The following is a 12830-nucleotide window of genomic DNA, read 5'->3' as shown; positions in this document are numbered from 1 at the left end:
CGGCTATGGCGGATTTGCATGGCAGGTGCCCGCTCTCATCTCGGCCGGCTGCCCGCTTGCGCCGCGCGCCACTAATCCTTCTGCGCCATCATAAACCGGCGATAGCTGCGAGACAGCGGACGACTACAACTGGTAGAAATATGGCAGCCTGCGGAGGATGCGATGCCTGAACCCGTTCGTGAGTGGCCCCATGCGCTCGACCATGCCCTGCGCGACGTTCGCCCGGTGACGGGCGTTTCGGGGTGTTATCTGGCCGATGTCGATCTGACCAAGGACGAGGTTCTGCTCCTGAATCTTTTCGAAGCCAATGCCCGGTACGGCCATATCCGGTTCAAGGACCCCGCCACCGCCCGCGATCTCGTCGCCTATCTGAACACGCCCGTCAGCATCGGGCCCCCGAAGATCCCCCGCCAAGGTGCCGTGCGGGTGCGCATCGCGCTCAGCGACGTGCATCCCCATTAGATGGCGCAGGTCGCGCTCGACATTCTCCTGCCGAAGAATAGGGTTCGGCCCAACTTCAAGGAGATTCGCATGCGGCCGATCGTGACACTGTTCGCTCTGGCAGCCATCGGAACGGCGCTGGCGGGTTGCCAGTTCGGTGGTCCCTCGGGCGTGTTTCAGCACACCAACGTGCCGCCGCCGCCTTCCATGACCGGCGAGGTCAAATCGGCCCCGACGCCGGTGGCATCCTCCGCATCCGCTCCCCCCGCAAAACGGGTCCAGGCTCCGGATGCAGCGGAGGCGCCGGCCGCATCGTCGGAGCCCGCGATCCAGCCCGTCATGACAGGCAGCGGAATGGGAGCCGGATTCCGCTTCTGAGGGCGCTGCCTTCGACGGCACGCTCGGTGAACCCGGCCCTTCGCGATCGCGGAGCCTGCGGCTTCTAGCCTGTGGCGGGCTCTCGGGGGTGCTGGGCGATCCGGGACGCCTTGTCGAGGGTCGCTGCGACCTTGGCCTTGCGCCGCAGGACCTGCCGTCCCACACGCCGAATGATCGCCTTGATGCTGTTGCTTTCCGACCGCAGCACACCCCGGATCGTCCAACGGACCACGTAACGTCCGAAGTTGATATAACGCAGGGGCTGCTGCTTCCACGTCGCGCCGCGCAGGAAGCGCGTGAGGTCGAGGCCGATGCGAGGGTACCATTCCGTCGCGTAGGGGTTCTTGAGATAGAAGACCCCGTATGGATAATCGCCCGGGAACTCATCCTTGAGGCCGGTGAGGCACATCGATTTTTCCGGAACGATACGGCCATCCGGGTTCCGGTAGACGAACTCGAAGTCGATCGCCTTCAGGCCTGCCGTCCTGTCGATCAGCACGTTGTTCCAGGGCGTCAGGTCGATGGGATCGTATCCACGCGCGAGAAGGAAGCGGATGAAGTCCGCGAGCTGGCGGACATCCTTGAGGCTGAGCAGACGTGGGAACGTGATTCCCAGGAACCGGTGCTGGGCGCCGACATCCTCGATGTGGGGTGAGATGAAATAGTTCGGCCCCGTCTCCAGAACCGGCAGAACCTCCGGGCGCAGGGCCGAGAACTCGGCTTGGAACGCCACCTCGCGCTGGAGGAAGCGCAAGGCCTGATGCCGGTAGGTCTTCTTGACCGCGACCGTCCCATTGTACTCGATGAGCTCGACCTTCGCCCGCTTTCCGTGGCGGGTCAGGGTCTCGATCACGGTGTGATGGGTCGCGAAGTCCCGCCTGCGATCGTCGATGAGCCGGAGGAGAGCGTCCACGTCGACGGCGGGAATGCCGCGCAGGACTTCGAGCGATTGGCGGCTGTTATCGGTGGAGTGGACCGCGTTGAAGCGTGCTTCGGCCGGCAGATTCTCGTTCAGGTACATCCGCACCGCTTCCTTGGCGGCAAGGATCCGTCCGTTGTCCAGGCCGGGATGGCGGCGGCCTTCCGCCTGCGACACGCCGAGGGGGATGACGTCGAAAGCAACGATGATGCTCGCGGGTGGCCCTCCGCTCACCGGCCAGGGGCCCCGGCCCCAGTTCCCGCCTCTTACCGAGTTGGTGACCTTCTGCGCCAGTTCCCCCTCGAGCGGGATCGTCTCCAGGATCTCGAAGCCGCCCGATTCCAGCAGCCTGATGATCGACGGCTCCAGACCATCCTCCGAGGCCTTCCGGCGAACGAAGAACAGCGACAGGCCGGGCTCCTCGGTCTCCTGGTGGCTTTCGCCGAAGAAGCGGTCTCGCAGCCAGCCGTTCCAGCCCGCTGCGCGTTCGAGGACGTCCATCGGAGGACGCCAACCGTTGTCAGCCAGGACGGTCTCGATGGCCTCCAGCGTCACCGGAGCTGCCAGCTGGATGCCCAGCCTGGCGGCCTCCGCCTCCATCGCCTTCGCCGGAGCGCCGTCGCTGTCCCATCCATCGACAGAGGCGGCATCCGCCGAGCCGCCCGCGAGATAGGTCAGGGCGTAAGCGCGCGCCAGGAAGGCCTCCCGGCCCTCGACCCGGCCGGAGCCACGCTCGGCGGCAGCAAGGAGGGAGCGTGCCAAATAGGGTGGGAAGAGCGCCATGCCGCCGTCGCCGCCGGGCGGTGAGAAGGCATAGCCCGGCAGACCTGTGACAGAGTAGATCGCCACCGTCTGCCCCGTTGGCCACGGCGAGAGCATGCCCTCGACCGTCATCATAGCGTCATCGTCCAGGAGGAGAACAGGCTGCGATCCGGATCCGGACGGGTTCAGGTCGAGCAAAGCGTAAGAGAGCTGATGTCTTTCGAGCTCGGCCGTGAGGTCGGCGAGATCGAAGCCCTGAGCGATGTGATGCACGGGACCGTCGCCACGCACCCGGCCGAGAAGCGTCTTGAGACGCGGCCGCAGCAATCGGCTCAGCGGCCCAGGCAGTCGGGCCGACAAAGATGAGGTGTCCTCTCGCCGCTCCATCAGGCTCGTTCCATTCCGTCTCATAGAGAATCAGGTTCGCCACCGCGAGGACAGGTCCTCTCCAGCGTTACAGGAGTTATATCATCTGTCCTTCAGCCGACTAACGAACCAAAATGGCTAGAACCCATAAAACTTGGGCTCCGTCGGTAGAGCGAAGGTTTATAGTGGCCGCTCTGAAAATAAAGCCTTCCGATGCATGGATTAGACTTGCCGACCTCTAGTCTAAACCTACTCCAGAAGAGGTACGCGACTGAAAGAAAGCGTAGTGCGGGTGTCAACGCCAGCAAAGCGGGGCATAATAGAGTCGTTCGCTTGTGAGCCGCGTGGATCGGCGCGCCACGTCGAGACCTTCGGCCATGGCGGCGGTTTTCCGGGACCGGAGCACGCTGGCTGAACCGCCATTCGGAGGCCTCGTGGAGGCGCACACCGACTACCTCTCGTGAAACCCTTCGGGAATGGGAACCGGCATGGAAGACAAAGGCCAGGCAGGCCAGCCCGGGAAGTCCGCATCCGGTCTTTTCGACACGTCTCATCTCAAGCATGATCTCGCCCGCCGGTCGATCTCCGGAGGCGTCGCGGCGATTACGGCGCAGGGTGCGAAATTCACCCTGAACTTCCTGTCCATCGTCGTGCTGGCGCGGCTGCTGTCGCCGGGGGATTTCGGCCTGATCGCGATGGTCACTCCGATCGTCGGGCTGATCACGCTGATCCGCGACATGGGGCTCTCCGCGGCGACGATCCAGAAGCAATCCATCAGTGATGAACAGGTCAGCACCCTGTTCTGGATCAACGTCGCCATGAGCGCCGTGCTGGCGGGCCTGATCGTGGCCAGCGCTCCTCTCGTGAGCCGGTTCTACGAGGATCCGCGCCTTATCGGAATCACCGCCATCTTCGGTGCCACCATGCTGACGGGCGGCCTGTCCGCCCAGCACATCGCGCTCCTGCAACGGCACATGCTGTTCGGTCAGCTCGCCGTGATCGAGGTCGGCTCCATGCTGGCCGGCTTCGCCGTCGCCGTCGTGGCGGCGCTCTATGGCCTGTCCTACTGGTCGCTGGTGCTCATGACCGTCACCACCTCCTTCGTGACGATGGTCTGGGTCTGGATCGCCTGCCGGTGGCGCCCGGGGCGCCCCGTGCGCGGGTCCGGGATCCGGTCCATGATCGCCTTCGGTGGGCATCTGACCGGTGCCAATCTCTGCCAGTATCTCAACCGCAACTTGGACAACATCCTTATCGGCAAGGTGTGGGGCGAGACGGCCCTCGGCCTCTACAATCGCGCCTATAGCCTGCTCCTGCTTCCGATTACGCAGCTCAACGGTCCGATCACCAACGTGGCGCTTCCGGCGCTCAGCCGGCTGCAGAACGATCCGGACCGATATCGCACCTATTATCGCAAGGCCCTCGGCCTGCTCGTGACGGCCGGTATGCCCCTCGTGGTGTTCATCTCCATCGAGGCCAGGCCGATCATAGGATTTCTTCTCGGACAGGAGTGGCTCGGAACGGTTCCGATCTTCCAGGCGCTTGCTCCTGCGGCCTTCCTCGGAAGTTTCAACGTCGCAACGGGCTGGCTTTACGTCAGCCTGGGACGGACGGCCCGCCAGTTGCGATGGGCCATCCTGCAGACACCGATCATCGCGATCGGCGTCACCATCGGCGTGCAATACGGGCCGATCGGCGTGGCGGCGGCCTACAGCGCCGTCATGATGGTGCTCCGAGGGCCCGCCATCGCGTTCTGCCTGCGGGGGACGTTCGTTCGCCCGCGGGATGTGATCGGCGCCGTGCTGCCGGCCTCGGTCGCGTCGATTGCCGCAGGCGCATGCGTGCTTGCCGTCCACGCGATTCCGAGCACGAGCTTCACGATCCAGCAGCCCTTCCTGGCCATCATGGCGGATGCCGCGATCTATCTTGCGTTCTACATGGCGATCTACTGCGTGACCCCCGGCGGCCAGTCGAATGTTCGCGTCATGATCGATGCGGCCCGCAAGCTGCTGCGACCCATGATGCGCCCCGCAAACCTGCCATCGCCAGCTGCGGGGGAGTGACGTGTCGGCGCTTGCTCCCGTCAAGAGGCTCCTTCGCGATGTCGCCGAGATGGAGCGGCGCTTCATCGGTGCAAGGGCGTTGGTGTCCCCGGAACGCCGCCGCAGGATCAGGCGCGCCCTCGGCATCGCTCCCAGACCGTCGCCGCGGCGCTTTATCCCGGCAAGCCTCGGCGTGTCCGGCTTTTTCGAGGAACTGCGCAGGCGCCAGATTCGCTACGCGGTTCTGCGATGGTTCGAGGCCCTCCCGCATGTCGAGCCCGGCGAGGATATCGACCTGCTTGTGGCCGATGCCGATCTGCCGCGTCTGGCTGAACTCCTGGACTCCGAAGAAGGGGCCGTACCCTGCGATGTCTACACGGCAAGCGCACTGCCAGGCACCTCGTATCGAGGAACGTCATACCTTCCTCCTGCACGAGCGCGCGCGCTGCTGGAACGCGCGCAGCGCCAAGGCGAGCTTGTTCTCAAGCCATGCGCCGATGACCACTTCCTGAGCCTGTCTTATCACGCGGTCTACCAGAAAGGGCTGTCGTCCGGCTTGCCGACCGTGTTGCCGGATCTGACGCCCACGGCCACGCCGGAGCATCCTTATGGCGAGATACTGCAAGGCATGGCGCAACGCCTTGCCATCCCGGTGAGAATCACCATGGAAGAGCTCGATGACTACCTCGAGACGAGAGGATGGCGCCCTGAAGCCGAGATGTTGGACAAGCTCGCGGAGCACAACGTCTGGCTCAAGCGCCGCCTGTCTCGGTGACGGACGAAGGTGCGAGCCGAACCCTAAGCCTTCCGGGGTACCCGGAGGGCATGATGCCTATCCCTCTTAAAGCTTCGTCAACCATAAATCCTTTGACTTGACAGAAGCATGAAATGTTAATGAGCGCGGCGCGCTCAGGCAACACTATCCTTATGGCACGAGCCGCGGCGCAATACCTTCCAAGCCAACGATTCTGATGCCGACAACAAGAACCCACACGTATCGGGCTAGGCAGGAGACGGGTCATGGCATCGCAGCCTCAAACGGTGAGCTTCCAGCAGGGCGTCGGAGGCTACTCGGGGGTGCAGGACACCAACATCAAGTCGACCTCGCCGACGCGCAGCTACGCGACGACGGCAACCATCGGCGTCGACACGGACGTCCAGTCCCTGCTGATGTTCTCGGGCCTGATCGGCAGCGGCACAGGCCAGATTCCCGTGGGCGCCAAGATCACCTCCGCGGTCCTGACGCTGCAGACGACGAACAAGGGCGACGGCGCGACCTTCCACCGGATGCTGCAATCCTGGGACGCGGCCGCGACCTGGAACACGTTCGGCAACAACGGGATCCAGACCGACGGCGTCGAGGCGCGGGCGGCTGCGGACGCCAATACCGGCAAGACCCTCGTCGGCGCCACGAACGTGGATGTCACCACGAGCGTTCAGGCCTGGGCGGACGGCGAGGCCAACCACGGCTGGATGCTGAAGTCGCTCGGCTCCGACGGCTGGGACTTCAACGCATCCGAGGCGTCCGTCAGACCACGCCTGGTTGTGACCTACACGCTCGACGACCAGCCGCCCCCGCCGCCGCCCGTTGATACGACCCCGCCCACCGCCAGCGGGCTTGCAGCCAATGTGACGACGGCCCGGCAGGACCACACCGTGGTCGTCACCTACCAGGACCAGGCAGGCGGTACGGGTGTCGATGTCACCAAGATCGACATTAACGATATCGCTGTCTCGGGCGGAATTGCCGTGACGGGGGTCACGACATCCGTCGCGGGTGACGGGACGGTCTCCGCCACCTACACCCTCGCCTCTCCCGATGGCTTCACGTTCGCCGATAACGGCACCTACTCCGTATCGCTCAAGGCGAACGAGGTCTCGGATCTCGCAGGCAACGCCGCGTTGGCGAAAACGCTCGCGTCCTTCACGGTTGATATCCCGAACCCCACTCCCGAGCCGCCTCCCCCCACCTCCCAGCCTCAAACGGTGAGCTTCCAGCAGGGCGTCGGGGGCTACTCGGGGGCGCAGGACACCAATATCAAGTCGACCTCGCCGACGCGCAGCTACGCGACGACGGCAACCATCGGCGTCGACACGGACGTCCAGTCCCTGCTGATGTTCTCGGGCCTGATCGGCAGCGGCACAGGCCAGATTCCCGTGGGCGCCAAGATCACCTCCGCGGTCCTGACGCTGCAGACGACGAACAAGGGCGACGGCGCGACCTTCCACCGGATGCTGCAATCCTGGGACGCGGCCGCGACCTGGAACACGTTCGGCAACAACGGGATCCAGACCGACGGCGTCGAGGCGCGGGCGGCTGCGGACGCCAATACCGGCAAGACCCTCGTCGGCGCCACGAACGTGGATGTCACCACGAGCGTTCAGGCCTGGGCGGACGGCGAGGCCAACCACGGCTGGATGCTGAAGTCGCTCGGCTCCGATGGCTGGGATTTCAATGCATCCGAGGCGTCCATCAAGCCACAGCTTGTGGTCACTTACACGGTGAAAGTGGACCCCCCTCCTCCGCCACAGGACAAGACCGCGCCCACCGCCAGCGCCACTCTGCCGAACCTGAGCAGCGCTAGCCAAACTCACACGATTGAAGTGGTTTACACGGACGAAGTCGGTGGGTCCGGGATCGATCCCGCGAGCATCGGCCTGGACGACTTGGAGGTCTCAGGGCCGGGCAGCGTCACGGTCACAGGGGTGACGACCGCCGCGAACGCCAATGGGTCGGTCACGGCGACTTACACGCTGTCGTCGCCCGGCGGGTTCACGCCGATCGATAACGGAAGCCACGCTGTCAGTCTCAAGCAGGGCGCCGTCTTGGACCACGCCGGTAACGCAGCCGCCGCCGGGACACTGGGAGCCTTCAGCATCTCTATCGCGCCGACGACGACGCCGGGTGGCGTTGGGGTTCCGGGACGCGCGACGACCTTTACGGGGGGCGAGACTCGAACGTTCGAGCACACGAACGCCCGCAAGAGCTTCTACCATGACGGCGAATGGTGGGCGGTGCTGCCCGATGGAGCGAACTGGTCCATCCACGAGTATGACGATGGCGTTTGGGAGAAGGCCAGCGGCAACATGCTGAACAACCGGGCGCGAGCGGACATCGCCTTCGACGATGAACGCGACGTGCTCTGGGTCCTGAACCACGGGCCGAGTACGGTCGAACCCCACCTGTACCGCTTCGCTTACGATCAGGAACACGAGAGCTGGCTGATGACGGCGGATATCCGCGTCAGCGCGGCAAGCGGTCTCACAAGCGGCAATTGGGCTTCCAACAGCGAGATCGCTCTCGGCCTCGATACAAACGGGAATCCGCTTCTGTCGTCCATCGGGTCGACGACGGTCGGCACGGTCGGCCTGCATGTTGCCTACGCGACCGACACCAGCCTCTCAACCTGGGCGGAAACAACCGTTGACACCGGAACGGTCCGAAACGGTGGCTCGAACGGGGACAGCAAAGCCGATTTCGTCACCTACACCGATGGCGGCGTCACGAAGGTGGCCATCGCCTATAGCGCGGACGGCGCGACGAACAGTTGGAAGATGGCGACGCATAATGTCAGCTTCTCGTCGGACTACGCCAGTGGTTGGGCCGTGAGCACGATCGCCACGTCAAGTCAGGTCGCGATCGACAACCACATCTCGGCGGTGGCTCACGGCAATACCGTGTATATCGCCATGAAGGACGACAAGAACGCCATCTGGCTCACGTCCGGGCGTCCCGGGAGTTGGAGCACGCCAGCCAAGGTCGTGAACGGTGGAGCGGAACATGATCCCAGCCGGCCGTCTCTCGTGCTCGACGACACGAACAACGAGCTCTACATTTTCTATCAGGATCACACGGGCAGCCCGAAGGACATCTATTACAAGAAGGTGAGCACGGGAAATCTGACGTTCAATCCGTCGGACCTCGGATCCGTCGCCCTATCGAGCCCAGGCCTCGCCTTCACGGATCCTCAGCTTCCAGCGCATAATGTCGGCTCCCACACGGACAATTCCTTCTTCGTGTTCGCCAAGGCGGGGAGCCAGATTTGGCACAACAACATCGAACTTCCCCAAACGGATCTATTCTTCGTTTGAGGAGAATACACCCGGCTCAACGTGCGCTGGCATGCATGGCAGCGCGTTCTCTGTCGTCGATTTGGTTCAGGAGGTTGCGCAGCCGGTCGGGAACGTCCTCCTCGACGAGCCGCTGGTAATGCTCGCGCAAAAGCCGGCCGACGACCAGGGACGTGTGGTCAGGCGTAAGCTGCAGCGTGTTAGGAAGACGCAACTCCCTGAAATCTCTATCGTTTGACAGCATGGCAGCACTCATTTCAAAGCCAAAGTTCCCACAAGGCGTGGTGGTTGAACTCCTGCGGCTCCCATCGGTTTCAGCTTGGCCGCAGCGTCCGTGCTCTCCCGTGGCGGGAAAGCCACGCCCGGATAAGGCATCCGGCGGGTGCGCGCCCGCACGCCTCAGAGACTTCTGAGAAGCCAAGCTGCTTCCCTAACGACATGGGAGTCATCGCCTATGCGTGCATTGCTAGGGATTTTGTCCTTAATGGTCTGTTCAACCGATTCCTTCCTGACTGAGGATCCCGCCTCGGCTCAGGCTCGCCGAATTGACGAATATGCGGCCGTCATTTCCTCGATTGCGGAGAACGACCGCGGCATCTACGACCTGCCGAGCGACATTCGCGTCGCGATCGAGACTTGGACTCAGGAGCCGGAGCGCACGAGCTGACCCGACTTCTAGGCGGCTCTCGAAATCTCGAGGGAGGGCGGCGCTGGGCGGCGGGGCTGCGCCAGCGCCTGAAGCGCCTCCACGACCAACATTGGAGACCCTGCCGGGGCAGCGACGGCATCGATCGCGGGTGCGTCGCAGCCGGTGGGTGAATCGGTCAAGAGAACCACGGGTCTATCGGCCTGATGTCGATGGAACTCATCTGCCAGGATCCAGGCGTCGATCAGGCCTGGCATCTCAAGCTTCGTGACCAGCCAGTCGACACCGGCGCGCGCCTTGCAGAGCGTGAGCAGCCCGTGGCTGGCGCAGGCGGTTCGGACGGCTTCGAAGCCGCCCATCCGGAGAATCTGGACGAGCAGGCCTCCGGAGATGGGGTCGTCGTCGACGACGAGAACGGTTTGTCGAGGATGAGAATGAGCTTCCATCACGCATCTCCCGGATGCCGATGTTGCGCTTCGACGGTTAACGCTGTCTTAAGCCGGCCCGGCCGTTTGCGGGCACTCGGAGCCGGTTCTCGCCCGGCCAATCATCTCTCGCGCCTCCAGTTGCAGGATCAGAGACTTGAATAGCTCCGGCTGCTCGGCATCGATCAGATCGGCATAAATGTGCCTCAGAAGATGTCCGGCGACCTGAGCTGCGGCTTCGGGACACGGGATGAGCGTGTTCGAGAGCCTCAAACCTTGAAGTGGCCTGTCGTTCAACATGGAAGTGCCCCTGTGCGAATGTCGCGTCCCCGGCTCATTCGAGCTTGCTACCCCAACTCGCGACGAACCGCACAGGTTTCCGGGATACCGAAGGAGGTGTGTGAGACCGCACCCGATCCCGTTACAGAACGAAGTCGGCCACGGTAAATGTGTGGAGGCCCTCCACGATCAACCTGAATTCCGGAGCCGTGGTGCCGGTGGAGTTTCCGTAAAGGTAAGTCCGATTCTCGGCGGCATCCTGGACGAAGGACACCTGGCCGACGCGTGCGATGGGCGCGTCTCCGATGAACTCGTAGTCCTGATTGCCCGCGCGACCCTTGTCGGCATCGATCCCGCTGAGATCGATCATATCCTCGCCCTGAACGAAATCCTTGATCACGTCGCCGTTGGTGGCTCTCGAATGCATGAAGACGAACACGTCCTTGCCCGATCCACCCCACAGGGTATCGGCTCCATAATCACCGTCGATCCGGTCGTTCCCGGCTCCCCCTTTGAGCAGGTCGTTGCCGAAATTCCCGTCCATGACATTGTCGAGAGCGTTGCCGATGGCGGTGTCGGCCCCGGCACTCCCGGCCCAATTTACCGATTGAAACGTCGGATCGTCCGTCTGAGGTTCAGGATTCGGCTCCTCCGGCTGTTGAGGAGGCGGGGAATCGGGAGGCGTCTCCTGACCGATCAGGGCCGCGATGCCTGACCAGGGCACGAGCTTGAAGTTACTCGTGGCGCCTCCGCTATTGCTGCTGTCGTGGACGACCAACATCCCTTGCTCGTAGACGTCACCTAGATTCTGTCCCGTAACGGCGACGCCATCCGTGTCCGACGCCGCATCGATGCCGCCATTCGCCGCGACCTTGAAACTGCCGAGATAGCTGTTCGAGGCCCGGTCGAAGACCGAATAGCTGTCGCTGCCTTGGCTGGATGCGACGAGATATCCTGCGCCGTCCTGCCCTTCATAGATCGCCAGCCCTTCGACATCGGCTCGGAGTCCGCTTGTGCCGACCTCCGCGACCAGGGTGCGGGCGGAGCCTGTCTCCGGATCCACGTCATAGCGCCAGATGCCGGTACTCTCCTGGGAGATGTAGACGGCTCCGGTGCGGTCGTCCACTACGACGCCCTCGGCGACGGACCCCACATCGAAGCTCCGAACCAGCTTCGAGGCCAGCGAGCCATTGTCGTCGTAAATTTCGAGCTGGTTGACGACGCCGCTGTTGCGATGGGTCACGAAGGCGTAGAGCGTATCGTCCACCTTGGCCAAACTGAAGCCATAGACGCCACTGATGCCGCTCGGAACGGAGCCGAGCTTCTGCAGGTCTCCACCGGCGTCGAGCGTGAAGAAGTCGATCTGGTTGGTCTTTCGGTTCGTCGCACCATAGAGGTCGATGAGGCTGCCGCCGAGGTCGAAGTCGTAGCGCAGATCACCGTTGTTCAACGCTTCGCCTGCCGCGTAGTGATCGACCTGACGGCCTTGCAGGTCGTAAACGTAGAGTCCGCCCTGGCTGGGGTGCTTGCTCGTTCCGATGATGTAACTGGCGGCCGGATCGTTGCGGTTGATCCAAAAGGTCGGATCGTCCGCAACATCGCCGCTTCCCGCTACAGAGGGAGTTTCAGCCAAAGCTGCCACGTTGCCGGAAAACGCCATCTGGATCCCCTTGGGATGCGGTTGAGAGCAGGCGGAGGCGGTAGGCGGTAGGCGGAACAAACTCCTCCCATGGCACGACAGGGAGAGGTCAACAAATTACATATGTTCCGGGAGACCTGACGGAAGGGTCGAAATGCGCCGGAAGGAGAGAAATTTGTCTCTGGCGGCCGCCGAACGACTCATGATCCGTGCTCGAGGACCAGATGCCGCCCCTTGGCGGCGAAAAGACCGGATGCTGAGGGTGGTGGAATGCCGGCCCCACGGCCCGGAAAATCCGAGAGTGGCGACCCCGACAGGAATCGAACCTGTAACCTGCCGCTTAGAAGGCGGCTGCTCTATCCGGTTGAGCTACGGGGCCGTGGGGCATCTCGGCGCGATCAATGGGTCCAGGGACCAACCCGGTTGAACTTGAAGTTGTCGGAATAGGACATCAGGCGCCGCTTGATGTCGTGGGGCTCCTCGACCCGGTAAGGAATCCCTTCCCGCTCCGCGTAAGCCACAGCCTCCTCCTGCGTATCGAACCACAGGCGGAGCTGCTGGCGGGTGTCGCCGGAGCTGGTCCAGCCCATGAGCGGTTCGATCTCCCGGGGCTTATCCTGCTCGAAAACGAGCAGCCATTGCTTGGTCCGGGCCATTCCGGACTGGGTGGCGGCCTTCGCTGGCTTATAAATGCGTGCGGGCATGGGCTTACCGAAAATCCTGGTCGTGCCGTTGGTGGATGGTCGGGGCGGCAGGATTCGAACCTGCGACCCTCTGCTCCCAAAGCAGATGCGCTACCAGACTGCGCTACACCCCGATCCTCACCAAGAGCTTGGTTCGTCTATCGTTCTGGGAACGGGAG

The 12830-nt window shown here is 63.3% G+C and carries 12 protein-coding genes and 2 tRNA genes; 6 read left to right on the top strand and 8 right to left on the bottom strand.

All coding sequences use genetic code 11. From position 1 onward, the window contains the following. Positions 1-162: 162 nt before the first annotated feature. Complete coding sequence (locus ILT42_RS16765; protein WP_204216848.1) at positions 163-462, top strand: hypothetical protein; 300 nt, start codon at positions 163-165, stop codon at positions 460-462. Positions 463-531: 69 nt separating this feature from the next. Then, positions 532-819 carry a hypothetical protein gene (locus ILT42_RS16760; protein ID WP_204216847.1) on the top strand — a complete coding sequence of 96 codons (288 nt, stop codon included), beginning with the start codon at positions 532-534 and terminating at the stop codon, positions 817-819. A 64-nt stretch (positions 820-883) separates the two neighbouring features. Here the strand turns inward: ILT42_RS16760 and ILT42_RS16755 are convergent, their stop codons facing one another. Next, positions 884-2887: a hypothetical protein gene (locus ILT42_RS16755; RefSeq protein WP_204216846.1), complete on the bottom strand. Its 2004-nt coding sequence runs from the start codon at positions 2885-2887 to the stop codon at positions 884-886. Positions 2888-3354: 467 nt separating this feature from the next. Between ILT42_RS16755 and ILT42_RS16750 the strand changes: the two genes are divergently transcribed. The 3 genes from ILT42_RS16750 to ILT42_RS16740 all read left to right on the top strand — a co-directional run bounded on the left by ILT42_RS16750 (position 3355) and on the right by ILT42_RS16740 (position 9000). Further along, a complete protein-coding gene (locus ILT42_RS16750; protein ID WP_204216845.1) occupies positions 3355-4929 on the top strand; it encodes a lipopolysaccharide biosynthesis protein in 1575 nt (524 codons plus the stop codon). Position 4930: 1 nt separating this feature from the next. After that, positions 4931-5683, top strand: a complete 753-nt coding sequence (locus tag ILT42_RS16745) for a hypothetical protein (RefSeq protein WP_204216844.1) — start codon at positions 4931-4933, stop codon at positions 5681-5683. A gap of 245 nt (positions 5684-5928) precedes the next feature. Further along, positions 5929-9000: a hypothetical protein gene (locus tag ILT42_RS16740; protein ID WP_204216843.1), complete on the top strand. Its 3072-nt coding sequence runs from the start codon at positions 5929-5931 to the stop codon at positions 8998-9000. Between the two features lie 16 nt (positions 9001-9016). Here ILT42_RS16740 and ILT42_RS16735 read toward each other — a convergent pair whose 3' ends face one another. Then, positions 9017-9223: a NepR family anti-sigma factor gene (locus ILT42_RS16735; RefSeq protein WP_204216842.1), complete on the bottom strand. Its 207-nt coding sequence runs from the start codon at positions 9221-9223 to the stop codon at positions 9017-9019. Positions 9224-9463: 240 nt separating this feature from the next. On the opposite strand from ILT42_RS16735, the gene ILT42_RS16730 reads away from it, so the two are divergent. Continuing rightward, positions 9464-9646: a hypothetical protein gene (locus tag ILT42_RS16730; RefSeq protein ID WP_204216841.1), complete on the top strand. Its 183-nt coding sequence runs from the start codon at positions 9464-9466 to the stop codon at positions 9644-9646. 8 nt (positions 9647-9654) lie between these two features. Here the strand turns inward: ILT42_RS16730 and ILT42_RS16725 are convergent, their stop codons facing one another. From ILT42_RS16725 to ILT42_RS16700, 6 genes are all read right to left on the bottom strand, one after another. Next, the gene (locus ILT42_RS16725; protein ID WP_204216840.1) at positions 9655-10071 is read right to left on the bottom strand and encodes a response regulator; all 417 of its coding nucleotides are present in this window, start codon (positions 10069-10071) and stop codon (positions 9655-9657) included. Between the two features lie 48 nt (positions 10072-10119). Continuing rightward, a complete protein-coding gene (locus ILT42_RS16720) occupies positions 10120-10350 on the bottom strand; it encodes a hypothetical protein (protein ID WP_204216839.1) in 231 nt (76 codons plus the stop codon). 121 nt (positions 10351-10471) lie between these two features. After that, positions 10472-11989, bottom strand: a complete 1518-nt coding sequence (locus tag ILT42_RS16715) for a phytase (protein ID WP_204216838.1) — start codon at positions 11987-11989, stop codon at positions 10472-10474. A gap of 281 nt (positions 11990-12270) precedes the next feature. Then, a tRNA-Arg gene (locus ILT42_RS16710) sits at positions 12271-12347 on the bottom strand. A gap of 19 nt (positions 12348-12366) precedes the next feature. Then, positions 12367-12672 (bottom strand): ETC complex I subunit, encoded by a 306-nt coding sequence (locus tag ILT42_RS16705; RefSeq protein WP_204216837.1) that lies wholly within the window; start codon positions 12670-12672, stop codon positions 12367-12369. 36 nt (positions 12673-12708) lie between these two features. Then, positions 12709-12785: transfer RNA gene (locus ILT42_RS16700), tRNA-Pro, on the bottom strand. Positions 12786-12830 lie beyond the last annotated feature (45 nt).

Origin of the sequence: Microvirga pudoricolor, assembly GCF_016892705.1 — a bacterium.
Taxonomy (GTDB): Bacteria; Pseudomonadota; Alphaproteobacteria; order Rhizobiales; family Beijerinckiaceae; genus Microvirga; species Microvirga pudoricolor.
The sequence above is the reverse complement of the archived record's forward strand: the minus strand, read 5'-3'. Positions and strand labels throughout refer to the sequence as shown.

What these genes read in the sequence shown, in the direction of transcription:
- ILT42_RS16735 (WP_204216842.1), bottom strand. Translation starts at nt 9,223, where the DNA reads ATGCTGTCAAACGATAGAGATTTCAGGGAGTTGCGTCTTCCTAACACG.
- ILT42_RS16760 (WP_204216847.1), top strand. Translation starts at nt 532, where the DNA reads ATGCGGCCGATCGTGACACTGTTCGCTCTGGCAGCCATCGGAACGGCG.
- ILT42_RS16730 (WP_204216841.1), top strand. Translation starts at nt 9,464, where the DNA reads ATGGTCTGTTCAACCGATTCCTTCCTGACTGAGGATCCCGCCTCGGCT.
- ILT42_RS16720 (WP_204216839.1), bottom strand. Translation starts at nt 10,350, where the DNA reads ATGTTGAACGACAGGCCACTTCAAGGTTTGAGGCTCTCGAACACGCTC.
- ILT42_RS16740 (WP_204216843.1), top strand. Translation starts at nt 5,929, where the DNA reads ATGGCATCGCAGCCTCAAACGGTGAGCTTCCAGCAGGGCGTCGGAGGC.
- ILT42_RS16715 (WP_204216838.1), bottom strand. Translation starts at nt 11,989, where the DNA reads ATGGCGTTTTCCGGCAACGTGGCAGCTTTGGCTGAAACTCCCTCTGTA.
- ILT42_RS16725 (WP_204216840.1), bottom strand. Translation starts at nt 10,071, where the DNA reads ATGGAAGCTCATTCTCATCCTCGACAAACCGTTCTCGTCGTCGACGAC.
- ILT42_RS16755 (WP_204216846.1), bottom strand. Translation starts at nt 2,887, where the DNA reads ATGGAGCGGCGAGAGGACACCTCATCTTTGTCGGCCCGACTGCCTGGG.
- ILT42_RS16765 (WP_204216848.1), top strand. Translation starts at nt 163, where the DNA reads ATGCCTGAACCCGTTCGTGAGTGGCCCCATGCGCTCGACCATGCCCTG.
- ILT42_RS16750 (WP_204216845.1), top strand. Translation starts at nt 3,355, where the DNA reads ATGGAAGACAAAGGCCAGGCAGGCCAGCCCGGGAAGTCCGCATCCGGT.
- ILT42_RS16705 (WP_204216837.1), bottom strand. Translation starts at nt 12,672, where the DNA reads ATGCCCGCACGCATTTATAAGCCAGCGAAGGCCGCCACCCAGTCCGGA.